Raw genomic sequence first — 25,980 nt, 5'->3', positions numbered from 1 at the left:
GAATTCGCTTTGAATTCTACTTGTGGGCCGCGCTTTTGTACAACGCGGCCCCCCGCCGGGCCCCTTATTTCTTCTTCAGCAATGGGCCGAGGTACTTGCCGGTGACGCTGGCCGGGTTGGCTGCCACTTCCTCCGGCGTGCCGCTGGCGATGATCTGGCCGCCGCCGGCACCGCCTTCCGGACCCAGGTCGACGATCCAGTCGGCCGTTTTAATCACATCGAGGTTGTGCTCGATGATGACCAGGGTGTTGCCGTGGTCGCGCAGGCGGTGGATCACTTTCAGCAGCAGGTCGATATCGTGGAAGTGCAGGCCGGTGGTTGGCTCGTCCAGGATGTACAGGGTGCGGCCGGTGTCGCGCTTGGACAGTTCCAGCGACAGCTTGACGCGCTGCGCCTCGCCGCCGGACAGGGTGGTGGCGCTCTGCCCCAGCTTGATATAGCCCAGGCCCACATCGAGCAGGGTTTGCAGCTTGCGCGCAATGACCGGCACCGCCTTGAAGAACTCGTGCGCATCTTCCACCGTCATGTCCAGCACTTCGGTGATGCTCTTGCCTTTGTAGTGGACTTCCAGCGTTTCGCGGTTGTAGCGCTTGCCGTGGCAAACGTCGCACGGCACGTACACGTCCGGCAGGAAGTGCATTTCCACCTTGATCACGCCGTCGCCCTGGCAGGCTTCGCAGCGGCCGCCCTTGACGTTGAAGGAGAAGCGGCCGGCCGAGTAGCCGCGTTCCTTGGCCACCGGCACGGTGGCGAACAGGTCGCGGATCGGCGTGAACAGGCCGGTGTAGGTGGCCGGGTTGGAACGCGGCGTGCGGCCGATCGGCGCCTGGTCGACCGAGATCACCTTGTCGAAGTGTTCCAGGCCGCTGATCGATTCGTGCGGCGCCGGCTCGGTCTGGGAACCGAACAGGTGGCGCGACAGGGCCGGGTACAGGGTGTCGTTGACCAGGGTCGATTTGCCCGAGCCGGAAACGCCGGTCACGCACGTCATCAGGCCGACCGGCAGGTTGAGCGAGACTTTTTTCAGGTTGTTGCCGGTGGCGCCGGTAATGGTCAGCTGGCGCTGCGGATCGGACACATGGCGCTTCTTCGGCACGGCGATGCCCAGCTTGCCGCTCAGGTACTGCGCGGTCAGCGATTCCTTCGACTTCATGATCTCCTTCAGCGAGCCGGAGGCGATCACGTCGCCGCCATGCACGCCGGCGCCCTTGCCCATGTCGACGATGTAGTCGGCGGTGCGGATCGCGTCTTCATCGTGCTCCACCACCAGCACCGAATTGCCGATATCGCGCAGGTGCTTCAAGGTGTCGATCAGGCGGTCGTTGTCGCGCTGGTGCAGGCCGATGGACGGCTCGTCCAGCACGTACATCACGCCGGTCAGGCCGGAACCGATCTGCGACGCCAGGCGGATGCGCTGCGCTTCGCCGCCGGACAGGGTATCGGCGCTGCGCTCCAGCGACAGGTAGTCCAGGCCCACATTGTTCAGGAAGGTCAGGCGCGAAACGATCTCTTTGATCACGCGGTCGGCGATGTCCTTTTTCGCGCCTTTCAGCTTCAGCTGCTCGAAGTAGGACAGGGTCTCGCGCAGCGGCTTGTCGGCGATCTGGTAGATCGCGCGTTCCTGCTTGCCGGTGCCGATCTTCACATGGCGCGCTTCCACGCGCAGGCGCGCGCCTTCGCAGCTCGGGCACTTCTTCTCGTTGATGAACTTCGCCAGTTCTTCCTTGACCGCCATCGAATCGGTTTCGCGGTAGCGGCGCTGCAGGTTGTTGACGATGCCTTCGAAGGTATGTTCCTTGACCACGGCCTTGCCGCGCTCATTCATATAAGTGAACGGGATAGCGGTCTTGCCCGAGCCATGCAGCACCACTTCCTGCGCCTTGGCCGGCAGCTGCTCGAACGGCGTGTCCAGGTCGAAGTCGTAGTAGGCGCCCAGCGCGGCCAGCATCGTGTAGTAGAACTGGTTGCGGCGGTCCCAACCCTTTACCGCGCCGGACGCCAGCGACAGGTTGGGGAAGGCGACGATGCGGCGCGGGTCGAAGAATTCGATATGGCCCAGGCCATCGCACTCGGGGCAGGCGCCCATCGGATTATTGAAGGAGAACAGGCGCGGCTCCAGCTCCTGCAGCGAGTAGCCGCAGGTGGTGCAGGCGAACTTGTTGGAATAGACATGCTCGGCGCCGGTGTCCATTTCATAAGCGATGGCGCGGCCGTCGGCCAGGCGCAGCGCGGTCTCGAACGATTCGGCCAAGCGCTGCTTGATCTCCGCGTTTACTTTCACGCGGTCGATCACCACGTCGATGGTGTGCTTTTCGGTTTTCTTCAGCTTCGGCAGGTCGTCCACTTCATAGATCTTGGCCTCGTGCGTGCCGCTCTGCACGCGAAAGCGCACAAAGCCCTGCGCCTGCATGGCCTCGAACAGGTCGACGTGTTCGCCTTTGCGGTTGGCCACCACCGGCGCCATGATCATCAGCTTGGTGCCCTCGGGCATGGCCAGCACGGCGTCCACCATCTGCGACACGGATTGCGCGGCCAGCGCGTGGTCCGGGTGGTTGATGCAGTAAGGCGTGCCGACGCGCGCGTACAGCAGGCGCAGGTAGTCGTGGATCTCGGTCACGGTGCCCACGGTGGAACGCGGGTTGTGCGAGGTGGCCTTCTGCTCGATCGAGATGGCGGGCGACAAGCCCTCGATCATGTCGACGTCAGGCTTCTCCATCAGCTGCAGGAACTGGCGCGCATAAGCCGACAGCGATTCCACATAACGGCGCTGGCCTTCCGCATACAGGGTGTCGAACGCCAGCGACGACTTGCCGGAGCCGGACAAGCCGGTAATCACGATCAGCTTGTTGCGCGGCAGGTCGAGGTTGATGTTTTTCAGGTTGTGCGTGCGTGCACCGCGGATGCGGATTTCTTCCATTGCGTGTGTGCCTTTCGGGAAGCTGGCGTCAAATACTGTACATAATACCAGTGATCGGCCGCGCTTGCTGCGTCATGCGACGATTTCCGCTTTGCATCGGCGCGCGACAACAATTTGCGCTGCGTCAGGCCGGGCGATATTTGATCGACTATTAATTTAGGGTAAACTCCGTGGTTTTGGGGCTGGCCGAACCGGCCCCCATTCCTTCAGGAGTTTCATAAATGGCATCAGTCAACAAAGTGATCATCGTCGGCAATCTGGGTCGCGATCCGGAAATCCGCTACATGCCTAGCGGTGACGCGATTGCCAACATCGCCGTCGCGACCTCGTACCGTTCGAAAGACCGCAACACCGGCGAGCAGAAAGAGCTGACCGAGTGGCACCGTATCTCCTTCTTCGGCCGCCTGGCTGAAATCGTGGGCCAGTACCTGAAAAAGGGTTCCTCTGTTTACGTGGAAGGCCGCCTGCAAACCCGTAAGTACACCGACAAAGACGGCATCGAGAAATACGCTACCGACATCATCGCTGAAAACATGCAGATGCTGGGCGGCCGTGGTGATTCCGGCGGCGGCATGGGTGGTGGCATGGGCGGCGGCGACGACATGGGTTACGACGCGCCTCCGGCACGTCCAGCCCCGCGCCCACAGGCCGCACCGGCCCCGGCACCGCGCCCGGCCCCACGTCCGGCACCGAATTTCTCCGATATGGATGACGACATCCCGTTCTGATCAGCCTCGAAATTGATTCAATAACAGCCCCGTAACTTGTTGAAGTTACGGGGCTTTTTACTTTTCCTGCCATAGCCGCACTGCATCTGAGCAAGGCGGTGCTAAAAAGGGAATCAGTTACTTTACTATCGATTTTCGCAAAATCGATACTTTGATCGGGTTTTCAGGCATCAACAGCACGCCGTCGCTCCGGGGCGGGTGTGACATGGCTTTCACTTTTGTCAGCATTTCATGGCGAGCTCCACATCGGCGCCGAATGGCAGGGACAGGTAGCCGCTGCCCGGTGCGCGCACCAGGGCCAGGTCGTCGGGGCAGTAGTCGGCGTTGTCGGCGAGGATCAGGGCGCCCGGGCGCAAGTGCGGTTCCAGCAGCTGCAGGATGTCGGTGTACAGCGCTTTGGCGCCGTCCAGCAGCAATAGGTCGATTGGTCCGGGAATATCGCCGCGCAGCGTCTGCAACGCATCGCCCTCCCGGAATTCGACCAGGTCAAGCAGGCCGCCGGCGGCCAGGTTGTCGCGCAGGGCGGAGGCGAGGTGCAGGGTCGACAGGCCGAAGGAGGTGCCGAATTCGACGATGAGCTTGGCCCGGGTGCCGCGCGCCAGCATATATAAATGGGCGCCGGTTTCGGGTGAGACGGGAATCGCAACATCTTTCAACTGGGCGTACAGCTCGCGGTATGCCTCCTTGCTGCGCATCAGGCGCTCGCGTTCCTGTTGCGACAGGCCGGCGAAGGCGGCCAGGGCCGGAGATGGGGCGCTGTCGGCGTCGGCAAACAGGCGTTCCAGCAACAAGGCGGCCATCCTGTTCAGCCTGCAGAGCGAAGAGTGGCTGCAGACCTCGGCCATGCTGGAAACCATCCTGCAGGACAAGGCGGTGCCGCCGCTGGTGCGCGCGAAATGCGAGGAGGCGCCGGTGCGCATGGCACTGGCGGATGCGGCGCCGATCTACCGCGATGCGCCGGAAGCCATCGAGGCCAGGGCTGCCGGGACGCAAATGTTCAGGGATTTTATTGACGAAGTGCTACCAAACGCCCCGCTAGCGGCCCGTACCCTGGCTGGCGACCTGGTCATGGCCACCCTCACCGAGGTCGGGCGGGAGTTTTCCGAGACGCCGCGCACCGAGCAGGAAATCACCTGCGATGCCGACGCCTTGGCGGATATGCTGCGCGCCAATCTGACGCGCTGACTGACCGTTTTTTCATCACCCGGTCAAATTTGGCCGGTAATGTTTCCGGCATGGCTAGCGTGGTAAACAAGCTTATGAATATTTCTATGATGTTAACGAAATGTTTCCCAAAAATCAGGTTGTGGAAACGCTGAAATAGGCCGAAATTGTTTAACTGGAAGATGCCATGCGGAAACAGACTGGGGTAAAATCGAGCCTGTGCCGGACGAAGAAGCGATTTCTAAAAATTAAGCATAGTTTCCGAAAGAAAACGAAAAAAATGCTTAATGGAATGACGAATTAGGTCGCTTTATGACGCTGGAAGGCGCATCTGTCTGTGCGGTAGCGCACCTTGCCTCTCTAAAGTTAACCGTTTTGTTGACGTTAAGAATGAAAAGCGCGGTTCCCGCAGGGAACAGTTGAGCTGCAATAGATAAGTAATTGGCAAGTTAGCCACAAATTTAGTAGTTTTGCAAGATTATCTGGATGGGAGCCCCCCAAAAGGCTGGCTCCCATTCTTGTCCAGGAATTTAGTAGTGCCTACAGGAGAACGGAAATGAGCTTCGTCACCAACATGACAACGGACCAAATTGCTGCGATTACCACGCAGCAGATCGCAACCTTGGCGACTGCCGATCTTGCCGGTCTGAACACCGACCAGTTCCGTGCCTTCACGACCGACCAGGTTGGCGCTTTCACTTCCGCTCATGCTTCCGTCATGACTACCGACCAGTTGGGCGCCATCCGCTCGACCCAGGTAGCCGCCCTGACCACCAAACACACCGCTGCCCTGAACAGCGCCCAAGTCGGCGTACTGGCCACCGACAGCATCAAGGCCCTGGACAATGTTGATATTGCCGCGCTGAAGACCGCCGCGATCAACGGCCTCAACACCGACCAGGTGAAAGCCATGTCGTCCGACCAGTTCGGCGCCCTGAACTCGGCCCACGTTGGCGCCCTGAGCACCGACCTGGTGTCCGTGCTGAGCAGCGACCAGGTCAAGGCCATGGACACTGCCGATGCCGCTTCCCTGAAAGCTGGCCAACTGGGCGCGCTGTCGACCGACGCGATCAACGCCATGGACAGCCAGGACGTTGCCGCCCTGAAGACCGCTGCCATTTCCGGCCTGACCACCGACCAGATCAAAGCCCTGTCGTCCGACCAGTTCGGCGCCCTGAATTCGGCCCACGTTGGCGCGCTGAGCACCGACCAGGTGTCCGTACTGAACAGCGACCAGGTCAAAGCCCTGAGCACCTCTGATGCTGCTTCCCTGAAAGCGTCGCAGATCGCCGTGATCTCGACCGACGCCATCAAGGCCCTGGACAACGCCGACGTTGCCGCGCTGAAGACCGCCGCCATTTCCGGCCTGACCACCGACCAGATCAACGCCCTGTCGTCCGACCAGTTCGGCGCCCTGAACTCCGGCCACATCAGCGCCCTGAGCTCCGACCAGGTAGCCGTGCTGAACAGCGACCAAGTCAAGGCCCTGGACACTTCCGACGCCGGCGCCCTGAAGGCCTCGCAACTGGCCGTGATCTCGACCGACGCCATCAAGGCGATGGACAACGCTGACATCGCCGCACTGAAGACCGCTGCACTGTCCGGCCTGACCACCGACCAGATCAAAGCCCTGTCGTCCGACCAGTTCGGCGCCCTGAACTCCGGCCACATCAGCGCCCTGAGCACCGACCAGGTTGCCGTGCTGAACAGCGACCAGGTCAAAGCCCTGGACACCTCCGACGCCGGCGCACTGAAGAGCCAGCAGATCGCTGTGCTGTCGACCGACGCCATCAACGCCATGGACAGCCAGGACGTGGCCGCACTGAAGACCGGCGCCATCGCTGGCTTCACCACCGACCAGATCAAAGCCCTGTCGTCCGACCAGTTCGGCGCCCTGACCTCGGCCCACGTTGGCGTGCTGAGCACCGACCAGGTAGCCGTGCTGAACAGCGACCAGGTGAAAGCCCTGAGCTCCTCCGACGCTGGCGCCCTGAAAGCCTCGCAACTGGCCGTGATCTCGACCGACGCCATCGCCGCGATGGACAATGTTGATATCGCCGCACTGAAGACCGCGACGATCACCGGCCTGACCACCGATCAACTGAAGGCCCTGTCGTCCGACCAGTTCGGCGCCCTGAACTCCGGCCACATCTCGGCCCTGAGCTCCGACCACTTCGCCGTGCTGAACAGCGACCAGGTCAAGGCCCTGGACACTTCCGACGCCGGCGCCCTGAAGGCCGCGCAACTGGCTGTGATCTCGACCGACGCCATCAAGGCGATGGACAACGCTGATATCGCCGCACTGAAGACCGCTGCGCTCTCCGGCCTGACCACCGACCAGATCAAAGCCCTGTCGTCCGACCAGTTCGGCGCCCTGAACTCGGCCCACATCGGCGCCCTGAGCACCGACCAGGTATCCGTGCTGAACAGCGATCAGGTCAAAGCTCTGGATACCGCCGATGCCGGCGCCCTGAAATCGTCGCAGATCGCTGTGCTGTCGACCGACGCCGTCGCCGCCATGGACAGCCAGGACGTGGCTGCACTGAAGACCGGCGCCATCGCTGGCCTGAGCACCGACCACATCAAGGCCCTGAGCTCCGACCAGTTCGGCGCCCTGAACTCGGCCCACATCGGCGTGCTCAGCACCGACCAGGTGTCCGTGCTGAACAGCGACCAGGTGAAAGCCCTGAGCACCTCCGACGCGGCCGCCCTGAAGGCATCGCAAGTGGCCGTGATCTCGACCGACGCCATCGCCGCGATGGACAACGCCGACGTAGCCGCGCTGAAGACCGCTGCCATCAGCGGCCTGACCACCGACCAGATCAAGGCCCTGTCGTCCGACCAGTTCGGCGCCCTGAACTCCGGCCACATCTCGGCCCTGAGCTCCGACCAGGTAGCTGTGCTGAACAGCGACCAGGTCAAGGCCCTGGACACCTCCGACGCCGGCGCCCTGAAGGCATCGCAACTGGCTGTGATCTCGACCGACGCGATCAAGGCCATGGACAACGCCGATATCGCCGCACTGAAGACCGCGACGATCACCGGCCTGACCACCGACCAGATCAAAGCCCTGTCGTCCGACCAGTTCGGCGCCCTGAACTCCGGCCACATCAGCGCCCTGAGCACCGACCAGGTAGCCGTGCTGAACAGCGACCAGGTCAAGGCCCTGGACACTGCCGATGCCGGCGCCCTGAAATCGTCGCAAATCGCTGTGCTGTCGACCGACGCCGTCGCTGCCATGGACAGCCAGGACGTGGCTGCATTGAAGACCGGCGCCATCGCTGGCCTGAGCACCGACCACATCAAGGCCCTGAGCTCCGACCAGTTCGGCGCCCTGAACTCGGCCCACATCAGCGTACTGAGCACCGACCAGGTGTCCGTGCTGAACAGTGACCAGGTCAAAGCCCTGAGCACCTCTGATGCCGCTGCCCTGAAATCGTCGCAGATCGCTGTCCTGTCCACCGACGCCATCAACGCCATGGACAGCCAGGATGTGGCGGCACTGAAGACCAGCGCCATCGCCGGCTTCACCACCGACCAGATCAAGGCCCTGTCGTCCGACCAGTTCGGCGCCCTGACCTCGGCCCACGTTGCCGTACTGAGCACCGACCAGGTGTCCGTGCTGAACAGCGACCAGGTGAAAGCCCTGAGCACCGCTGACGCGGCGTCCCTGAAAGCCTCGCAGATCGCCGTGATCTCGACCGACGCCATCGCCGCGATGGACAACGCCGACATGACCGCGCTGAAGACCGCTGCCATCAGCGGCCTGACCACCGACCAGATCAAGGCCCTGTCGTCCGACCAGTTCGGCGCCCTGAACTCCGGCCACATCTCGGCCCTGAGCTCCGACCAGGTAGCTGTGCTGAACAGCGACCAGGTCAAGGCCCTGGACACCTCCGACGCCGGCGCCCTGAAGGCCGCGCAACTGGCGGTGATCTCGACCGACGCCATCAAGGCGATGGACAACGCCGACCTGGCCGCCCTGAAGACCAATGCGATCTCCGGCCTGACCACCGACCAGATCAAGGCCCTGTCGTCCGACCAGTTCGGTGCCCTGAACTCGTCGCAAGTCGGCGTGCTGAGCACCGACCAGGTGGCTGTCTTGAGCAGCGACCAGGTGAAAGCACTGGATACCGCCGATGCCGCTTCCCTGAAAGCATCGCAGCTGGCCGTGATCTCGACCGACGCCATCAAGGCGATGGACAGCCAGGACCTGGCCGCACTGAAGACCGCTGCCATCAGCGGCCTGAGCACCGACCAGATCAAGGCGATCTCGTCCGACCAGTTCGCCGCCCTGAACTCCGGCCACATCGCCGCCCTGAGCACCGACCAGGTGTCCGTGCTGAGCAGCGACCAGGTCAAGGCACTGGATACGGCCGATGCCGGCGCCCTGAAAGCGTCGCAAGTGGCGGTGATCACGACCGATGCCATCAAGGCCCTGGACAACGCTGACATCGCCGCACTGAAGACCTCCGCGATCTCCGGTATCACCACCGACCAGATCAAGGCCCTGTCGTCCGACCAGTTCGGCGCCCTGACCTCGGCCCAGGTAGCCATCCTGAGCACCGACCAGGTAGCCGTGTTGAGCAGCGACCAGGTCAAGGCACTCGATACTGCCGACGCAGCGTCGCTGAAGTCCTCGCAGATCGCCGTCCTGTCCACCGACGCGATCAACGCGATGGACAGCCAGGATGTGGCCGCCCTGCGTACCAACGCGATCGCCGGCATCACCACCGACCAGCTGAAGGCGCTGTCGTCCGACCAGTTCGGCGCCCTGTCCTCGGCCCACGTCGGCGTGCTGAGCACCGACCAGGTCGCCGTGCTGAACAGCGACCAGATCAAGGCGCTGGACACCGCTGACGCGGCCGCCCTGAAAGGCAGCCAAGTGGCCGTGATCTCGACCGACGCGATTGCCGCGATGGACAATGCCGACCTGGCAGCGCTGCGTACCGGCGCCATCGCCGGCATCACCACCGACCAGGTGAAAGCGCTGACCACCGACCACCTGAAGGCCCTGACCAGCCAGCAAGTGGGCGTGCTGACCAGCGACCAGTTCGGTGCACTGTCGACCGACCAGGCCAAGGCAATCGACGCCGCCGACATCGCAGCGATCAAGACTGCCGCGATCAAGGGCCTGACCACCGACAGCGTCCGTGCGCTGACCACCGACCAGGTGCATGCACTGACCACGCTGCAGATCCATGCCCTGACCACCGATCAGCAGAACGCGATGACGACCGACCAGATCCGCGCCCTGTCGAGCCTGACCCCAGTGGTCCTGGACCTGGACGACAACGGCATCGAGACCCTGGATATCTCGGCTGGCGTGCAGTTCGACCTGAAGGCCAACGGCAGCAAGCTGAACACCGGTTGGGTGGGCGGCGGCGACGGCCTGCTGGTCCTGGACCGCAACGGCGACGGCAGCATCAACGACGGCGCGGAACTGTTCGGCTCCGGCACCACCCTGGCGAACGGCCAGAAAGCCACCACCGGCTACCAGGCCCTGGCTGAGCTCGACAGCAACGGCGACGGCGTGATCAACGCTGGCGACGCGAACTTCGGCAAGCTGCAAGTGTGGGTCGACAACGGCGACGGCATCACGCAAGCCGGTGAACTGAAGTCGCTGGGCGACCTCAACATCACCCAGCTGAACCTGGATGTGACCCGCGGTAACGGCGGCAGCAACGGCAACATCAACGGTCTGCAATCGACCTACGAGACCGCCGATGGCAAGTCGCACGGTGCCGCCGACGTCTGGTTCCTGGCGGGCGAAGCCGACCTGCGCAGCTCGGTCAGCAGCCTGGTGCAAGCGATGTCCGGCTTCGACAGCGCGGCAGCACCGGCCGCCGGCAGCACCAAGCTGGACGTGGCAGCAGCGCAAGACAGCCTGAATGTGGCTAGCACCAGCGCCCTGATGGCGGCCGCGATCGCCCAGTTCGATGCGAGCAAGCTGAACCCAGCTCAGCAGCTGGCCAACACCGACGACGACAACCGTCGCCTGAAGGCCCTGCAGTCGAACAGCACCGGCACCGGCTTCCTGGCCGCGCCGAAGTAAGCGACAGCGTAGCGGGCCGGGTGCAAATCCCGGCCGCGCAGCGAAAGCGGCAAGCTCCCATGGACTTGCCGCTTTTTTTCGGCTTTAAAAACTGCGCTGGCCCTACGGCGCCTGCGGTAAAATCGCTGAACACTCTTCTGGAAAAGGTGCAAGCCACAGCTCCATGACGCAATCAAAATTTCCCCACACCGCGGTGCAATGCCTGACCGCCGTCGCCCAGCACCACGGCCTGCAAATCAATCCCGAACGATTGATTGACGACTATGCGCTGGGAGCGGAGGAGCCAGGCAACGGATTGCTGTTGCGGATGGCAAACGACATCGGCCTGAAGGCCACGGCCGGCACCTTGACGTGGGAAGGTTTGCAGAACCAGGATGGCGTGTTCCCGCTGCTGGCCCGTTTGAACAACGGCAATATGGTGATCGTGATCGGCGCCCGCAAGGGCGAAGGCGAGGGCCAGGTGGCCATTCTCGATCCGCTCGCCGGCAACGCCCAGGTGGAAATGCTGGACCGCGCCGCGTTCACGGCGCGCTGGAGCGGCGACGTGGTGTTCGCCAAACGCCAGCACAAGCTGACCGACCCCAACCAGCCGTTCGGCCTGCGCTGGTTCATCCCGGAAATCCTGCGCCAGAAGGCCGCCTTCCGCGACATCTTCATCGCCGCCATCGCCATGCAGATGCTGGCGCTGGCGTCGCCCATCTTCTTCCAGCTGGTGATCGACAAGGTGCTGAATCACCAGAGCGTGACCACGCTGTGGGTGCTGTCGGTCGGCATCATCATTGCGCTGGTGTTCGACGCGGCGTTCGGCTTCCTGCGCCAGATGCTGATCCTGGCGGCCTCCAACAAGATCGATATGCGCCTGACGCGGCGCACTTTCGGCCACCTGCTGTCGCTGCCGATCGATTACTTCGAGACCACCACCGCCGGTGTCATCACGCGCCACATGCAGCAGCTGGAGCGCATCCGTTCCTTCCTCACCGGGCGCCTGTTCTTCACCGGCCTCGACCTGATCACCCTGGTGGTCTTCCTGCCGATCCTGTTCTCCTATTCCTTCCAGCTGACGCTGGTGGTGCTGGTGTTTGCGCTGCTGATCGGCGGCATCGTGCTGGCCATGGTGCCGACCTTCCAGCGCCGCCTGAACGCGCTGTACGCGGCGGAGGGTGCGCGCCAGGGCATGCTGGTGGAAACCATCCACGGCATGCGCACCGTCAAGGCGCTGGCGCTGGAGCCGGCGCAGCGCCGCCAGTGGGACCAGCGCTCGGCCGAGTCGATCAATATGCACTTCCGCGTCGGCCAGATTTCGATCACCGGCAACGCCGCCACCGACTTCCTGGGCAAGCTGATGCCGGTCATGCTGATCATCATCGGCGCCCAGCAAGTGTTCGACCAGACCCTGTCGGTGGGCGCCCTGATCGCCTTCCAGATGCTGTCGCAGCGCGTCACCGGCCCGCTGATCGCGCTGGCCGGCCTGGTCAACGAATACCAGGAAACCGCGCTCTCGGTGAAGATGCTGGGCGAGGTGATGAACCGCGCGCCGGAGGGCCGCGCCGGCGCAGGCGGCCTGCGCCCGGTGCTGAGGGGCGAGATCAAGTTCGAGGACGTGACCTTCCGCTACCCGGGCTCGCAGAACAATGCGCTGGACCGCACCGCCTTCACCATCCAGCCCGGCACGGTGGTCGGCATCGTCGGCCGCAGCGGCTCGGGCAAGACCACCTTGACCAAGGTCATCCAGTCGCTCTACAGCGTGCAGGAGGGCATCGTGCGCTTTGACGGCATCGACTCGCGCGAGATCGAGCTGTCGCACCTGCGGCGCCAGATCGGCGTCGTGCTGCAGGAGAACTTCCTGTTCCGCGGCACCGTGCGCGACAACCTGCTGGTCACCAAGCCCGACGCCACCTTCGAGGAAATCGCCGAGGCGGCGGCCGCCGCCGGCGCCGACGAGTTCATCGAGCGCCTGCCGCACGGCTACGACACCCTGCTCGAGGAAAACGCCTCCAACCTGTCCGGCGGCCAGAAGCAGCGCCTGTCGATTGCCCGCTCGCTGCTGGCCAAGCCGCGCATCCTGGTGTTGGACGAGGCCGCTTCCGCGCTGGATCCGGAAAGCGAAGCCATTTTCATCCGCAACCTGTCGCGCATTGCCGTCGGCCGCACCGTGGTAATGATTTCCCACCGCCTGTCGACCCTGGTCAACGCCGATGCCATCATGGTCATGCAGCGCGGCCGCCTGGTCGATATGGGCCGCCACGAAGAACTGCTCACCCGTAGCGATACTTACCAGCATTTATGGAACCAGCAAACAAGCCACCTGTGAAGCGCGGCGACGAAACCCGGCTCGACTACCTGCCCGACGCCGACGCCATCGAGCGTTCGCCGCTGCCGTCCTACCTGCGCATCACGGTGCACCTGCTGGCCGGGCTGCTGCTGGTGTTCCTGGTCTGGGCCAGCGTCTCGAAAGTGGAAAAGATCGTCACGGCCCCGGGCCGCCTGGTCAATCCGCTGCCGAACATCGTGGTGCAGCCGCTGGAAACGTCGATCGTGCAAACCATCGAAGTGCGCGCCGGCCAGCTGGTCAAGAAGGGCCAGCTGCTGGCCACGCTCGACCCGACCTTCACCCAGGCCGACGAGGCCCAGCTGCGTTCGCGCCTGGCCAGCCTGGAAAACCAGGAGAAGGGCCTGCGCGCCGAGTTGACCGGCAAGAGTCTGACAAGCGGCAAATTCGATACGCCTGACGATGTGCTGCAAGCCCAGCTGTCGGGCGAGCGCCAGGCCAACTTCGAGGCGCAGAAAGCGCGCCTGGACCAGAATGTCGAGCGCCTGAAGGCCAGCATCGAAACCAACCGCCGCGACCAGGTGGTGCTGCTGCAGCGTCTGAAATCGCTGAGCGAAATCGAGTCCATGCAGGAAAAACTGCTGGCCGAGAACTTTGGCGCCAAGATGCACCTGCTGGAGGCGCGCGACCGCCGCCTGGAAGTCGAACGCACCCTGGTCAATGCGCGCAACCGCGACATCGAGCAGGCGCGCGAGCTGGCCGCCGCGGAAGCCGAGCGCTCCGCCTTCAACAAGGGCTGGCGCCAGAAGTCGATGGAAGAGCTGCTGAGCGCGACCCGTGAACGCGACAGTATCAAGGAACAGCTGGCCAAGGCCGACAAGCGGCACCAGATGGTGCAGGTCACGGCCCCGGCCGACGGCATCGTGCTGGAAGTGGGCAAGCTGTCGCCCGGCACCATCGTGCGCGAGGCCGAGCAAATGTTCGTGCTGGTGCCGCTGAGCGCCCAGATGGAAGCGGAGATCACCATCGAGGCGGCGGACGTCGGCGCCATCAAGACCGGCGACAATGTGCACCTGAAGCTGGACGCCTTCCCCTTCCAGATGCACGGCATGCTGGAAGGCAAGTTGCGCACCGTGAGCCAGGATGCCTTCAAGCGCGAGCAGTCGGATGGCGGCCGCAGCAGTTCCTACTATGTGGCGCGCGCGACCCTCAGCGCCGAGCCGAAGTTACGCAACCTGAAGCCGGAATCGCGCCTGCTGCCCGGCATGACGGTGCAGGCGGAAGTGGTGGTGGGCAAGCGCTCCGTCATTTCCTACCTGCTGTGGCCGCTGACCAAGGCCCTGGATGAATCGATCCGTGAACCGTGACCCATCATGATGCTAAATATTGACCAGATTCCCATCGTCGCGGTGTCCTACAACTCGCCCGACCTGATCGCCTCCCTGCTCGGCACGCTGCGCAAGTTCTACCCGTCCAACCCGGTGTTCATCATCGACGGTTCGGCGCCGGAAATCGCCGAGCAGATCGCGCCCATCGCGGCGCAGTTCGAGCAGGTGCGCTTCATCCCCTTCGGCTACAACATCCACCACGGCCCCGGCATGGCCTGGGCCATCGAGAACCTGGGCCTGAGCGGCCCGGTGCTGTTCCTCGACTCCGACGTGGAAGTGCTCAAGCGCGGCTTCCTGGAATCGCTGGCCGAGCACCTGGAGCCGCACCTGTACGGTGTGGGCAGCGTGGCGCCGGTGGACGAGAACGGCTTCACCAACGGCCCGAATCCGATGCCTTACCTGCATCCGGCCTGCATGCTGACCAATATCGAAGTGGTGCGCCAGTGGCCGCTGCCGGTCAAACACGGCGCGCCGATGCTGCCGCCGATGATGGCGCTGGCCAAGGCCGGCCAGAGCGACTTGCTGCGCAATGTCGAATGGCTGCACAACGATTTCGCGCCCACCCCGGCGCAGCGCATTTTCCTGCGCCACGACTGGCAGGGCACGGTGCGCCGCACCGGCGGCTACCACTACGACAAGCCGAGCACCGCCACGGTGGACCAGGAACTGCTGGCCATCGTGCCGAAAGCGGTCAAGCTGGTGCATGTGGGGGCGGGCGACGGCGCCTTCGCCAAGGCCTACAAGCAGCGCCACCCGGTATGCAACTACTTCGGCATCGAGGGCGACCTGATCGCCGCCGAGCAGGCGCGCGCGCACTGCGATTTCGTCTACCAGCAGGATATCGAAACGCCCGACGAGTCGCGCGACCGGCAGATGGCGCAGGCCGACTGCTGGCTGCTGGACGGCGCGCTGGAACGCGCGCGCGACCCGTGGACCCTGCTGGCCATGGTGCGCGCCAGCATGGCGCCGCAAGGCACGCTGGTGGTCTCGGTGCGCAATTTCCAGAACTGGAGCAACCTGCTGCGCCTGGCCGTGGGCGATTACCGCTACGCTGAGGACGGCGTGCTGCGGCGCGACGAGCTGCGCCAGTACACGCGTGGCTCGCTGCTGGAACTGCTGGGCCAAGCGGGCTTCCGCCTGACCGGCGGTTACGCCGTGCAGGGCGGCGACGCCATCAATGAAGGCGTGCTGCCCATCCTGCGCCAGCTGGCGCAGCTGGTGGGGCGCGATCCGGAACTGGTGCTGCAGGACGCCCAGCCGCAACGCTTTATCCTGCTCGCCACGCCGGCGTAAGCATGCGCATCCTCGTCATTGGCGGTTCCAATTCCCTGCTCAAGGGCGGGTATGTGCACGGCCTGGCGCAGGCCCTGCAGGGGCATGCCGAGGCCGAGATCATCCAGGTCTCGGTTGGCGCCACCACCTCGCTGGCGGCCATCGGCCGCCTGCACGAGACCTTCACCGGCGCGCCGGTCGACGTCATCCTCTACGAATACGGCATCAACGACGCCGGCCACTTCGCGCCGCGCCCCGGCGGCGCCGAATCGTGGCTGATGTGCTTCCACCTGCTGCTGAAAACGGCGGCCCAGTTGTACCCGGCGGCCATGTTCGTGCCGCTGCTGCTGGCGCAGCAGGCGCATTTCCCGGCCACCGTGCCGCTGCCGTTCTATGATGCGCAACTGGCTGCCTACCGCGAGCTGGGGCTCGATGTGATCGACGTGCGCGCCTGGCTGTCTGCCTTGTTCCTGGGCCGGGCCCCGGACTGGATATATATGGACCCGGCGCACTACGCCGCGCCGCACGCCACCTCCATCATCGGCGCCCTGGTGGCGCGCCACTTGCTGAAACTGCGCCAGCAGCCGGTGCCGCCCTTGTCGGCGGCGCTGGAGCGCCTGCTGGCGCATTCGCCATATGCCACGCTGGAAGCCATGTATGTGCGCGCGCCCAACCTGCAGCAATTCTGCAGCGGACCGGTGCAGCGTATCCAGAGCGGCAACCGCCTGATGCAGCTCGATTGCCTGCGCATGCTGCCGGGCAGCCGCCTGCAGCTTAACTCGGCGGCCTTTCCGCTGGCGCTCTTCCTCAAGTCCGATCGCGGCCACCAATGCCTGCAGCTGGAACTGAGCACGCCGGAAGGCATGCAGTTCAATGCCTGCGTGGCGACCCGCCATGCCGACACGGAAACCCTGCCTTTCATCTACTCCAATATCCCGCTGCCGCTGTTGTGGGGGAATAGCCTGTTGATGCATTACGGCGCCAGCCAGCTCACCCTGTCGGTGCCGGCGCAGCAGACCGGCCCGCTGGCCGGCTTCGATTGCTACCTGCCGGGGCAGGCGGGCGCCGCCAACCACCTGGACCTGGTCGGCTTGCTGATGCTGGTGCAGCCGTAAGGGTGCCGTTTAACCGTGGTGGAAGCGCGCCAGGCCCTCGGCCAGCGTGACTTTCGGCTGCCAGCCCGGCACGGTCTGGTAGCGCGTCCACGGCACCATCACTTCGCGCGGGCGATAAGGGCGTCCGCCCCATTCGATATTGAGCGGTTTTCCGCTGGCCTGGCTGTATAGCTCGGCCAGCGCGCGCAGCGCGAGCGGCGCCCCGCTGGAGACGCCGTATTCGGCCATCGCCGCCGCCTGGCCGCCGTTCGCCAGCAACTGCCACGCCTGCAGGAAGGCGTCCAGCACATCGTCGATGTAGACCAGGTCGATCAGCTGCTCACCGGGCGACATGGCCAGGCTGCTGCCTTCGTTGGCGATGCGCTTCAACAGGTTGAGTGCTTTGGGGCGGGTGTCGCCCGGGCCGTAGGTGTCGAACAGCTTGAGCGTGGCCACCCGCAGGCCGTGGCATTCCACGTAGTAGCGCAGCAGGGCGCTGAAAGCGTGTTTGGTGGCGGCGTACAGGCAGACCGGGTTGTAGTCGCCGTCCTCGTAGTGCTCCCAGGCGGTGCTGGTGTTCACCAGCAGGCGCACGCCGCATTGGGCCATGGCTTCCGCCAGCTGGGTGCCGAAGAGCAGGTTGGCCTGCACCAGGCGCTCCACGTCCGTCACCTGGTGCTGCGCCAGGAACAGCGAGGCGAGGTGGAACACCGCCTGCGGCGCCGCCGCGCGCATGATTTCCACCAGCTGGGTGGTGCTGCCGTCGTGGCGGTGCAGGTGCAAGCGTGGGCCCGCTGCGGGCAGGGCGTCGCCGGCGGAATCGGGACGCAGCACCAGGTGCACTTCCCAGCCGTCGTCCAGCAGGCGCTGCGCCAGGCGCGAACCGATAAAGCCGCTGGCGCCGGTCAGCAGGGCGCGCCGCGCGCTCATGCGCCGGCCTCGTAGGCGAAGGGCGAATCGAATTCCGCCAAGGTGGCGAAGCCCTGGTCGCGCGCCGACAGCAGCGGTGCGCGCCGTACCTCGTCCGGCCAGGCGATGCCGGCCGAATCCCAGCGCACGCCGCTGTCATGCTGCGGCGCGTAGGCGCTGGTCACCTTGTACATCATCAGCGCCTGCTCGCCCAGGGTGCAAAAGCCGTGCGCCAGGCCGGCCGGCAGGTAGAGCATATGGCCGTTCTCGGCGCTCAGCTCGAAGGTCAGGTGCTGGCCGTAGGTCGGCGAGCCACGGCGCAGGTCGAGCGCCGCATCCAGCACGGCGCCCTGCACGCAATACACCAACTTGGCGTGTTCGTGCGGCGGCAGCTGGAAGTGCAGGCCGCGCACCACATTGCGTCTGGAGAGTGAATAGTATTCCTCGGCAAAGGTGGTCGCCATGCCGTGTTCGCGGAACAGGTCTTCGCGGAAGGTCTTGACGAAGCTGCCCCGCTCGTCGGCGCGGATATCCGGCACCAGTTGGAAGCAGCCGGGAATAGCGGTCGGTTCGATGCGCATGGACGCTCTTTCAGGTGGGGGGATAGCGAGGGTCCAGCACCACGGTGGCGGTGGAGATCACTTTGTCCTGGCCCCAGGCCGCAATGCGCTTGGCCAGCAGCAGCGCCTGCAGGCGCTCGCAGCTAAAGGCCATGCTGCGCGACAGGTAGCCTTCGCGGTCGATGTAGTGGTGGCGGTAGTGGCGCGACATCACCAGTTCCAGGTCGTGCGTGATGCCGACGAACCATTCGACCGGCATATAGGCCACGGTCGGGCAGGGGATGAACACATTGCCGCTCAGGAAATCGGCCGCCTCCTGGTCGGTGATCACGCCGCAGTCGATGGCGTCGCCGAAGAACAGCAGGATGTCGCGCGTCACGGCCACCGCGTTGTACTGCTGCAGCACGCTGCCGGCGAAGGCGGTGGCGATCGGCACGATCGGGGTCTTGCCGTCGCCCAGGAAGTGCTCGGGCTTGACGCGCGCGAAGTCGCTTGGGTGGGCCCAGTGGTTGAACTGGCGGCGGTGGCCGATCGGGTGGGTCAGGGCGAAGCGGCGGTAGTGGCAGACGCCGACAAAGCCTTCCGCCTTGCTTTCCAACAGCATGCGGCGGAGCTGGAACAGCGCCAGGTATTCGCCCAGGTAGCGGTTGCGCAGCGCGTCTTCCGGCGACAGCAGCTTGCTCATGGCCAGGCCCGTTTCCGGCACGTAGTCGCCCGAGCCCAGCATGGTGATGAAGTCGGGCATCTGCCAGTCGAACGGCGCGTGGGCGATGCAGTAGTAAAGCGGTTTCGTCATGCCGGCATGGCCTTGATCAGGAAGTGGGAAGGCGTGTCCGTGCCGCCAGGGCTGATGGCGATGGTGGAGGGCAGGCGGAAGCCCGCTTCGGTAAACAGGTTTTGCAGCGCCGCCAGGTCCAGCGGGTGGGGCGCTTCTGCCTCGGCCGCTGCCGGATTGCTGACGCAGGCCAGCACGCAGGCATCGTAGTTCAGCACCGTGCGGATGCCGGCCAGCACCCTGGCCGGTTCGGCCAGGCGTTCCAGCGTGCCGTCGAACAGCCAGGCGTCGGCCCATTGCAGGTGGCGGTAAAAGGCGCTGCCGGCGCTTTCCAGCTGCACCTGCACCACACGCTCGGCGAAGCTGGTGGCGCGCTGGGCGGCCGCCGCGTCGGCTTCCACCACCACCAGCGAGGTGGTCGGATAGCTGCGGTGGTAATGGCGCGCCAGGGCGCCGTCGCCGGCGCCCACTTGCACCAGCAGGCGCGCATTGGGCGGCAGCGTGTTGGAGATTGCTGCCGTGCGGGCCGCGGCGAATGGATGGGCTTGCTGCATACGGCTTTAGTCGAAGCTGACGCCGAAGAATTGTTCCAGCTTGGTGGCGGCGAAGTCCAGCATTTCGCGCGACAGGCCGGGGTAGACGCCGATCCAGAAGGTGTCGTTCATGACACGGTCGGTGTTGGTCAGCTCGCCCGAAACGCGGTAGGTGCGGTCGATCATATACGGCTGGCGCGTCAGGTTGCCGGCGAACAGCAGGCGGGTGCCGATCTTGTGCTGGTCCAGGTAGGTCAGCAGGTCGACGCGGCTGGCGTTGGCTTCCGGCTTCAGGGTGACCGGGAAGCCGAACCAGGACGGGTCGGAGCTTTCCGTCGCCTGCGGCAGGATCAGGAATTCGGCGCAGGATTGCAGGCGCTCGGTCAGGTAGGCGAAGTTGTCCTTGCGCGCCTGGATGAAGCCCGGCGCGCGGTCGATCTGGGCCAGGCCGCAGGCCGCCTGCATATCGGTGATCTTCAGGTTGTAGCCCAGGTGGCTGTAGGTGTACTTGTGGTCATAGCCTTCCGGCAGGGTGCCCAGCTTCTGGCAGAAGCGCTTGCCGCAGGTATTGTCCTTGCCCGGCGCGCAGTAGCAGTCGCGGCCCCAGTCGCGGAAGGACTCGGCGATCATCTTCAGCTCGTAGTTGTTGGTGAACACCGCGCCGCCTTCGCCCATGGTGATATGGTGCGCCGGGTAGAAGGACATGGTGCCGATGTCGCCGAAGGTGCCGACCATCTGGCCCTTGTAGGTGGAGCCCAGCGCGTCGCAGCAGTCTTCCACCAGCCACAGCTTGTACTTCTTGCACAGGGCGGTGATCACTTCCAGGTTGAACGGGTTGCCCAGGGTGTGGGCCAGCATGATGGCCTTGGTTTTCGGGCCGATCGCCGCTTCCAGCTTGGTCACGTCGATATTGTAGGTGCCCAGTTCGACGTCGACGAACACCGGCACCGCGCCGAATTGCAGGATCGGGTTGACGGTGGTCGGGAAGCCGGCCGCCACGCCGATCACTTCATCGCCCGGCTGGATGGCGCGCTCGCCCAGCTTGGGCGAGGTCAGGGTGTTGAAGGCGACCAGGTTGGCGGAGGAGCCGGAGTTGACGGTGATCAGGTGCTTGACGCCGATGAACTTGGCCAGCTTCTGCTCGAACTGGTCGTTGAAGCGGCCGGTGGTCAGCCAGGCGTCGAGCGAGGCGTGCACCATCAATTGCATCTCCGGCGCGCCGACCACCTTGCCGGCCGGCGGGATCACGGTGCTGCCTGGCTGGAACGCCGGTGGCTGCGCGGCGGCGGCGTATTCGGCCACCAGCTGGATGATCTCTTCGCGCAATTGTTCTTGTGTCTTCATGGTGCAATCTCGGTATGTTGGTAAGAGGCGATTTGTGCCAGCGTGACGCCGCGCATATCGTCGCCGCGCGCATGGGCCTTATGCCATGCGACGATTTCGTCCAGGGTGCGCTGCAGTTGCCAGCGCGGCTGCCAGTCCAGGCGCGCGCGCGCCTTGGAGCAGTCCAGTTTCAGGTAAGTCGCTTCGTGCGGCTGCGGTGCGCCATCCAGCTCCCAGGCGGCGCCGTCGCCCCATTGGCGGCACAGGCGTTCGATGATCCATTGCACCGGGCGCGCGTCGCTGTCGTGCGGGCCGAAGTTGAAGCCTTCGGCGCAGGCCGCGCCGTCGGTGTAGAGCCGCTCGGCCAGGGCCAGGTAGCCCGACAGCGGTTCCAGCACGTGCTGCCAGGGGCGGATCGCATGCGGGCTGCGGATACGCACCGGCTGGCCGGCGGCGATGGCGCGCACCATGTCCGGCACCAGGCGGTCGCCGGCCCAGTCGCCGCCGCCGATCACATTGCCGGCGCGGCCGGAGCCGAGCGCCACGCCATGCACCGCATACTGTGCCGGATTGAAGAAGGAATTGCGGTAGGCGCTGGTCACCAGTTCGGCGCAGGCCTTGCTGTTGCTGTACGGGTCATAGCCGCCCAGCGCTTCGTTCTCGCGGTAGCCCCAGGGCCATTCCTTGTTGTCGTAGCATTTGTCGCTGGTGACATTCAGCACGGCCTTGATGCCGGGCGTGGCGCGCACCGCCTCGAACAGGTTGACCAGGCCCATGACGTTGGTGGAATAGGTTTCCACCGGATGCTCGTAGGAGTAGCGCACCAGGGCCTGGGCCGCCATATGGATCACGATCTCCGGCTGCGCCGCCTGCAGCGCAGCGCGCAGCGCCTGCGCGTCGCGGATGTCGCCGATGGTGGAGTGCATGCCGTCCGCCACGCGCGCCGCCTCGAACAGGCTGGGCGCGCTGGACGGGGCCAGGGCGAAGCCGCTGACCCGGGCGCCCATGCTTTGCAGCCACAGGCTGAGCCAACTGCCTTTGAAGCCGGTGTGGCCGGTGAGGAAGACGCGCTTGCCATGCCAGAACGCCGGGTTGGCTGCCTCGCTCATGGCCATTTTTTCCACGGCGCCTGGCCGCCTTGCCACAGCTCTTCCAGGTGCTGCCGGTCGCGCAGGGTGTCCATCGGCTGCCAGAAGCCGCCGTGGCGGTAGGCCGCGAACTGGCCGTCACGCGCCAGGGTTTCCATCGGCTCGCGTTCCCAGATGGTGGCGTCGTCCTTGATATGGTCGATCACTTTGGGCGACAGCACGAAGTAGCCGCCATTGATCCAGCTGCCGTCGCCGACCGGCTTTTCGCGGAAGGCGGTGATGCGGTCGCCATCCAGGTCCACCGCGCCGAAGCGGCCCGGCGGCTGCACGGCGGTCATGGTGCCCAGCAGGCCGTGCTGGCGGTGGAATTGCACGGTGGCGGCGATGTCGATGTCGGCCACGCCGTCGCCGTAGGTGAAGCAGAACGCCTCATCGCCGTCGACATACTTGCGCACGCGCTTCAGGCGGCCGCCGGTCATGGTGGCGTCGCCGGTATCGACCAGGGTCACCTTCCAGGGTTCGGCATGGCGCTCGTGCACCTGCATGGTGTTGTACTGCATGTCGAAGGTGACGTCCGAGGTGTGCAGGAAGTAGTTGGCGAAGAATTCCTTGATGATGTAGCCCTTGTAGCCGCAGCAGATCACGAATTCGTTGATGCCGTGCGTGGAGTAGGACTTCATGATGTGCCACAGGATCGGCTTGCCGCCGATCTCCACCATCGGTTTCGGCTTGACCGAGGTTTCCTCACTGAGCCGGGTACCCAGGCCGCCGGCTAGAATCACAGCTTTCAATTGTCTGACCTTTGCAAAAATTTAGCTGCGGTTGGCGTTAAACCTGTCAAGAATCACTTCGTCGCAGTCCGCTTCCAGCAGCGCCAGGATTTCATTTTCGGCATCCTGCGCCTTCACTTCCGCTGCCGCCACTGGTTCCGCCACGCCGCCCTGCTCGAAGCGCGAACGGAAAAATACCTGCATCACCGTCTGCACGCCTTCCGCCGTGACATCGCGGCCGTTGCGTTCCCAGAAGCGGCCGCGCGTGAGCGGGCTGGTGATGATTTCGTAGGAAGGGAAGTAATCGACATAATCGAACCTCCTCACGACTTCGTCAACTGCGGCGCGCAAAATGCTCTTGGAGGCGACGGTCGATACCACAACGCTGCGCGGCTCAGCCGTTGCGACCAGGCTGACCGGCGACACCGTGAACATGACCTTGGCGTGCGGGTTGAGCGCGCGCACGATGCCGCAAATGGCGTCCAGGTCGGCCGTGACCTGGGCCACGCTGTAGTTCACGAATTTATGGCGGTTGCCGTCAAACTCGCCCGCTTCGGCGCCCGGCACGATCGGGTAGCAATAGCCGTAGGCTGAGTTTTCCCAGCTTTCGGTCAGGCCCAGGGTGAACACGAAGACGTCGAGTGAGCGCAGCAGGTGCTGTACCGCCAGCAGGTGGTAGCGGCGGTCGGCTTCGGCTTCGGCCACGTTGGCAAACCCGGCCGGCACGGCGCGCGGGCGCAGCATGTCGAGGATGCGGCCGTCGTGGCGCTTGCCGAACTCGAAAATCGGCGCGCGCAGGCCGGCCGCCTGCTGCAGCAATTCCAGCAGCTGGCGCGTGGTGTAGATATTGCCGTAGCGCGCAGAAAACACTTCATAGCCATGGCCATAGGTTTCCGGCAGCAGCGGGTGGCGCGTTTCGGCAAACAGCACGCGGCCGCCGCGCTCGATCAGCTTGCGGCCAAAGTGCTGGGCGAAGCAGGAGCCGGCGGTGCCGAAGCCGTCGCTGGCCTTGAAGCTGAACTTCTTGCCGAAGTCGAAGTCGACCAGGGCCAGTTCGCTGGCGCTGGCGGCGTTTTTCCAGAATTGCGCTGGCGGGAAGGTTTGGTAGGGGACGCCGGACATGGCCTTACTCCTCGTTCTGGAAGATTTTCCGGGCCAGCAGGACGCCGTACGCCTTGTTGCCATGCGTGAGCCCTTCCGCATGATCCTTGCGCAGGAAGCCCTCCGCCGTCATGGCGCCGCGCGGCGGCGTGATGACGTCGATGTTCATGGCGCGGGTGCGCGCAATGATCATGTCGCAGTACAGGCGGTACCACTTCAGGCGCAGGCTGTCGGCGACAAAGCCGTACTTCTGGATGGCGGCGCCAAAGCCTTCGGTGTACGGCATGCTGGCAATGTCCTCCAGCGGCGGCGGCGGCAGCATATGCACCACGCGCCTGGTGCTCATGACGCGCAGCGCGGTCAGGGTGGTGACCAGCGGCGCCACCCAGCGTTCCATCATGCCGTGCGCCACTTCCAGCGGCAGGATCGGCACGCCCGGCGTGACCGGGAAGCCGTCCAGCACCAGGTCGTAGTCGGGCGCGGTGCGGAACAGGTGGGTCAGATACTCGTTGCCGCCCATGCCGGAGATGATCAGTTCATTGTCGTGCCATTGCTGCAGCTTGGCGATCAGCACCGGGTGCATGCGCAGCACCGGGCCGCCGGGCGCGCCGTGTTCGATTTCGGCCAGCGGGGCGCCCAGCTGCACCTGCACATGGCCCGGCGCCAGCCAGGTGTCGCAGCGTTCAAAACCGGTGCCGGCCAGGGTCACGCCGGCCGTGAAATCGTTCGGCATGGCGCCGTTGAACCAGCCTTGCGCGTTGGCGCCATGCTCCGGCAGGTCGACCGAAGGCGACTGCCACAGGCTGCGCCAGTCGGTCACCGCGTCCAGCAGGGCGATGCCGTGGCTGGTGCAAAGCAGGGAAAAGGCGTTGGTCATGGGCGGGTTGGCTTAGCCGCGGCTGCGGTGCACGATTTCTTTCAGTTTCTCGGCGATGAAGCGCACATCCTGCTCGGTCACGCCCATATGCATCGGCAGCGACAGCACTTCGTCGCTGGCGCGTTCGGCGTTCGGGCACTGGCCGGCCGCATGGCGGTAAACGCGGTAGGCGGTGTTGTCGCGGTAGTGCACGCCGGGGAAGATCTCGAACTCGTTGAGCGCCATCAGCACCTGGTCGCGCTGGGCCACGCGCACCTGGAACAGGTGGCGCGACGATTCGCAGCCGGGCGCCATCGGGATCAGGCCAATGGCCGGGTCGCCTTTCAGGTGCAGCTCATACCAGGTCGCCAGCTGGCGGCGATAGGCGTTGTCGCGGTCCAGGTACTTGAGCGACACCAGGGCCAGCGCGGCCATGATCGAATTGCCGTGGTATTTGAAGCCCAGCTCCTCCACCTCGTACATCCACTTGTAGGCGCCCTGGTTCATGCTGCGGCTGTAGGTGTCCTTGTTGATGCCGAGCCAGGTCAGCTTGCGCGCGCGCTCATCGCGCCCGGCGTCCGGGAAGCAGATCATGCCGGAATCGGCGGTCGGCAGGTTCTTCACCGCCTGGAAGCTGAACACGGTGCAGTCGGCATCCCAGCCGACATGGCGGCCGTTGACGCGGGTGCCGGCCATGTGGGCCGCATCCAGTACCAGCACCATGCCGCGTTCGCGGCAGATGCGCAGCACTTCCTGGTAGCGGCCGCTATTCCCGCCCAGGCCGACGTACACCACGGCGCGCGTGCGCGGGGTGATCTTGGACAGCAGGTCGTCCGGGTCGATGCACAGGGAATCGTCAACGTCGGCAAAGACCGGGGTCAGGCCCGATTGCAGGATGGTGTGGTTGGTGGAGACGAAGGTGAGCGGGGTGGAGATCACCTCGTCGCCGTCGGCCCAGCCTTTTTCCGTCTTGAACATGTGCAGGGCCAGGTGCAGGCCCGAGGTGTTCGAGTTCAGGAAGTGCGAGTGCGGCAGGCCGCTGTAGTCGCTCCAGGCCTTCTCGATTTCCAGGGTCTTGAAACCGAGGCCGGTCCAGCCTTTCTCCAGGCATTCGCGGATCGCGTCCATGCACTCGTCGATGCGGAAATTGGGGATGAACAGGTTGATGGCCATTGTGG

19 protein-coding genes are annotated in these 25,980 nt (G+C 64.7%); 7 read left to right on the top strand and 12 right to left on the bottom strand.

Going from position 1 to position 25,980, the window contains the following annotated elements; all coding sequences use genetic code 11:
- Window positions 1–64: 64 nt before the first annotated feature.
- Window positions 65–2,917 (bottom strand): excinuclease ABC subunit UvrA, encoded by a 2,853-nt coding sequence (gene uvrA, locus GTP41_RS19610; protein WP_161027267.1) that lies wholly within the window; start codon window positions 2,915–2,917, stop codon window positions 65–67.
- A 221-nt stretch (window positions 2,918–3,138) separates the two neighbouring features.
- Between uvrA and ssb the strand changes: the two genes are divergently transcribed.
- A complete protein-coding gene (ssb, locus tag GTP41_RS19605; protein WP_161027266.1) occupies window positions 3,139–3,645 on the top strand; it encodes a single-stranded DNA-binding protein in 507 nt (168 codons plus the stop codon).
- A 221-nt stretch (window positions 3,646–3,866) separates the two neighbouring features.
- Here ssb and GTP41_RS19600 read toward each other — a convergent pair whose 3' ends face one another.
- On the bottom strand, window positions 3,867–4,445 hold the full coding sequence (locus GTP41_RS19600; RefSeq protein WP_202419809.1) for an O-methyltransferase: 579 nt from the start codon (window positions 4,443–4,445) through the stop codon (window positions 3,867–3,869).
- A gap of 43 nt (window positions 4,446–4,488) precedes the next feature.
- Between GTP41_RS19600 and GTP41_RS27185 the strand changes: the two genes are divergently transcribed.
- The 6 genes from GTP41_RS27185 to GTP41_RS19570 all read left to right on the top strand — a co-directional run bounded on the left by GTP41_RS27185 (window position 4,489) and on the right by GTP41_RS19570 (window position 16,908).
- The gene (locus GTP41_RS27185; protein WP_202419808.1) at window positions 4,489–4,830 is read left to right on the top strand and encodes a hypothetical protein; all 342 of its coding nucleotides are present in this window, start codon (window positions 4,489–4,491) and stop codon (window positions 4,828–4,830) included.
- Window positions 4,831–5,365: 535 nt separating this feature from the next.
- On the top strand, window positions 5,366–10,864 hold the full coding sequence (locus GTP41_RS19590) for a beta strand repeat-containing protein (RefSeq protein WP_161027263.1): 5,499 nt from the start codon (window positions 5,366–5,368) through the stop codon (window positions 10,862–10,864).
- Window positions 10,865–11,027: 163 nt separating this feature from the next.
- Window positions 11,028–13,175 (top strand): peptidase domain-containing ABC transporter, encoded by a 2,148-nt coding sequence (locus GTP41_RS19585; RefSeq protein ID WP_161027262.1) that lies wholly within the window; start codon window positions 11,028–11,030, stop codon window positions 13,173–13,175.
- The gene (locus GTP41_RS19580) at window positions 13,148–14,500 is read left to right on the top strand and encodes an HlyD family type I secretion periplasmic adaptor subunit (RefSeq protein WP_161027261.1); all 1,353 of its coding nucleotides are present in this window, start codon (window positions 13,148–13,150) and stop codon (window positions 14,498–14,500) included. The genes GTP41_RS19585 and GTP41_RS19580 overlap by 28 nt, the downstream gene beginning before the upstream one ends.
- 6 nt (window positions 14,501–14,506) lie before the next feature.
- A complete protein-coding gene (locus GTP41_RS19575) occupies window positions 14,507–15,814 on the top strand; it encodes a methyltransferase domain-containing protein (RefSeq protein WP_161027260.1) in 1,308 nt (435 codons plus the stop codon).
- Between the two features lie 2 nt (window positions 15,815–15,816).
- The gene (locus GTP41_RS19570) at window positions 15,817–16,908 is read left to right on the top strand and encodes an SGNH/GDSL hydrolase family protein (RefSeq protein ID WP_161027259.1); all 1,092 of its coding nucleotides are present in this window, start codon (window positions 15,817–15,819) and stop codon (window positions 16,906–16,908) included.
- A gap of 9 nt (window positions 16,909–16,917) precedes the next feature.
- On the opposite strand, the gene GTP41_RS19565 is transcribed toward GTP41_RS19570, so the two are convergent.
- The 10 genes from GTP41_RS19565 to GTP41_RS19520 are packed head-to-tail and all read right to left on the bottom strand — an operon-like array spanning window position 16,918 to window position 25,975.
- Window positions 16,918–17,817, bottom strand: coding sequence for an NAD-dependent epimerase/dehydratase family protein (locus GTP41_RS19565; protein WP_161027258.1), 900 nt, complete (start codon window positions 17,815–17,817; stop codon window positions 16,918–16,920).
- Window positions 17,814–18,377, bottom strand: a complete 564-nt coding sequence (gene rfbC / locus GTP41_RS19560) for a dTDP-4-dehydrorhamnose 3,5-epimerase (RefSeq protein ID WP_161027257.1) — start codon at window positions 18,375–18,377, stop codon at window positions 17,814–17,816. Before rfbC ends, GTP41_RS19565 begins: the two co-directional genes overlap by 4 nt.
- A gap of 10 nt (window positions 18,378–18,387) precedes the next feature.
- Window positions 18,388–19,152 (bottom strand): hypothetical protein, encoded by a 765-nt coding sequence (locus GTP41_RS19555; RefSeq protein WP_161027256.1) that lies wholly within the window; start codon window positions 19,150–19,152, stop codon window positions 18,388–18,390.
- The gene (locus GTP41_RS19550; protein ID WP_161027255.1) at window positions 19,149–19,685 is read right to left on the bottom strand and encodes a hypothetical protein; all 537 of its coding nucleotides are present in this window, start codon (window positions 19,683–19,685) and stop codon (window positions 19,149–19,151) included. Before GTP41_RS19550 ends, GTP41_RS19555 begins: the two co-directional genes overlap by 4 nt.
- A 6-nt stretch (window positions 19,686–19,691) precedes the next feature.
- On the bottom strand, window positions 19,692–21,008 hold the full coding sequence (rfbH, locus tag GTP41_RS19545; RefSeq protein ID WP_161027254.1) for a lipopolysaccharide biosynthesis protein RfbH: 1,317 nt from the start codon (window positions 21,006–21,008) through the stop codon (window positions 19,692–19,694).
- Window positions 21,005–22,096: a CDP-glucose 4,6-dehydratase gene (gene rfbG, locus GTP41_RS19540; RefSeq protein ID WP_161027253.1), complete on the bottom strand. Its 1,092-nt coding sequence runs from the start codon at window positions 22,094–22,096 to the stop codon at window positions 21,005–21,007. Before rfbG ends, rfbH begins: the two co-directional genes overlap by 4 nt.
- Window positions 22,093–22,866, bottom strand: coding sequence for a glucose-1-phosphate cytidylyltransferase (gene rfbF, locus GTP41_RS19535; protein ID WP_161027252.1), 774 nt, complete (start codon window positions 22,864–22,866; stop codon window positions 22,093–22,095). Before rfbF ends, rfbG begins: the two co-directional genes overlap by 4 nt.
- Window positions 22,867–22,887: 21 nt before the next feature.
- Window positions 22,888–23,967 carry a GSCFA domain-containing protein gene (locus tag GTP41_RS19530; RefSeq protein ID WP_161027251.1) on the bottom strand — a complete coding sequence of 360 codons (1,080 nt, stop codon included), beginning with the start codon at window positions 23,965–23,967 and terminating at the stop codon, window positions 22,888–22,890.
- A 4-nt stretch (window positions 23,968–23,971) separates the two neighbouring features.
- Window positions 23,972–24,823, bottom strand: a complete 852-nt coding sequence (locus GTP41_RS19525; RefSeq protein ID WP_161027250.1) for a hypothetical protein — start codon at window positions 24,821–24,823, stop codon at window positions 23,972–23,974.
- Between the two features lie 12 nt (window positions 24,824–24,835).
- Window positions 24,836–25,975, bottom strand: coding sequence for a DegT/DnrJ/EryC1/StrS family aminotransferase (locus GTP41_RS19520; RefSeq protein WP_161027249.1), 1,140 nt, complete (start codon window positions 25,973–25,975; stop codon window positions 24,836–24,838).
- Window positions 25,976–25,980: the final 5 nt, after the last annotated feature.

The sequence above is a fragment of the Pseudoduganella guangdongensis genome (assembly GCF_009857475.1).
Taxonomy (GTDB): Bacteria; Pseudomonadota; Gammaproteobacteria; order Burkholderiales; family Burkholderiaceae_D; genus Rugamonas; species Rugamonas guangdongensis.
This window is presented reverse-complemented; position numbering and strand designations above follow the sequence as displayed.

Excerpts from the sequence above, each read along its gene's own strand:
- uvrA (WP_161027267.1), bottom strand. The coding sequence starts at position 2,917 with ATGGAAGAAATCCGCATCCGCGGTGCACGCACGCACAACCTGAAAAAC.
- ssb (WP_161027266.1), top strand. The coding sequence starts at position 3,139 with ATGGCATCAGTCAACAAAGTGATCATCGTCGGCAATCTGGGTCGCGAT.
- GTP41_RS19600 (WP_202419809.1), bottom strand. The coding sequence starts at position 4,445 with ATGGCCGCCTTGTTGCTGGAACGCCTGTTTGCCGACGCCGACAGCGCC.
- GTP41_RS27185 (WP_202419808.1), top strand. The coding sequence starts at position 4,489 with ATGCTGGAAACCATCCTGCAGGACAAGGCGGTGCCGCCGCTGGTGCGC.
- GTP41_RS19590 (WP_161027263.1), top strand. The coding sequence starts at position 5,366 with ATGAGCTTCGTCACCAACATGACAACGGACCAAATTGCTGCGATTACC.
- GTP41_RS19585 (WP_161027262.1), top strand. The coding sequence starts at position 11,028 with ATGACGCAATCAAAATTTCCCCACACCGCGGTGCAATGCCTGACCGCC.
- GTP41_RS19580 (WP_161027261.1), top strand. The coding sequence starts at position 13,148 with ATGGAACCAGCAAACAAGCCACCTGTGAAGCGCGGCGACGAAACCCGG.
- GTP41_RS19575 (WP_161027260.1), top strand. The coding sequence starts at position 14,507 with ATGATGCTAAATATTGACCAGATTCCCATCGTCGCGGTGTCCTACAAC.
- GTP41_RS19570 (WP_161027259.1), top strand. The coding sequence starts at position 15,817 with ATGCGCATCCTCGTCATTGGCGGTTCCAATTCCCTGCTCAAGGGCGGG.
- GTP41_RS19565 (WP_161027258.1), bottom strand. The coding sequence starts at position 17,817 with ATGAGCGCGCGGCGCGCCCTGCTGACCGGCGCCAGCGGCTTTATCGGT.
- rfbC (WP_161027257.1), bottom strand. The coding sequence starts at position 18,377 with ATGCGCATCGAACCGACCGCTATTCCCGGCTGCTTCCAACTGGTGCCG.
- GTP41_RS19555 (WP_161027256.1), bottom strand. The coding sequence starts at position 19,152 with ATGACGAAACCGCTTTACTACTGCATCGCCCACGCGCCGTTCGACTGG.
- GTP41_RS19550 (WP_161027255.1), bottom strand. The coding sequence starts at position 19,685 with ATGCAGCAAGCCCATCCATTCGCCGCGGCCCGCACGGCAGCAATCTCC.
- rfbH (WP_161027254.1), bottom strand. The coding sequence starts at position 21,008 with ATGAAGACACAAGAACAATTGCGCGAAGAGATCATCCAGCTGGTGGCC.
- rfbG (WP_161027253.1), bottom strand. The coding sequence starts at position 22,096 with ATGAGCGAGGCAGCCAACCCGGCGTTCTGGCATGGCAAGCGCGTCTTC.
- GTP41_RS19530 (WP_161027251.1), bottom strand. The coding sequence starts at position 23,967 with ATGTCCGGCGTCCCCTACCAAACCTTCCCGCCAGCGCAATTCTGGAAA.
- GTP41_RS19525 (WP_161027250.1), bottom strand. The coding sequence starts at position 24,823 with ATGACCAACGCCTTTTCCCTGCTTTGCACCAGCCACGGCATCGCCCTG.
- GTP41_RS19520 (WP_161027249.1), bottom strand. The coding sequence starts at position 25,975 with ATGGCCATCAACCTGTTCATCCCCAATTTCCGCATCGACGAGTGCATG.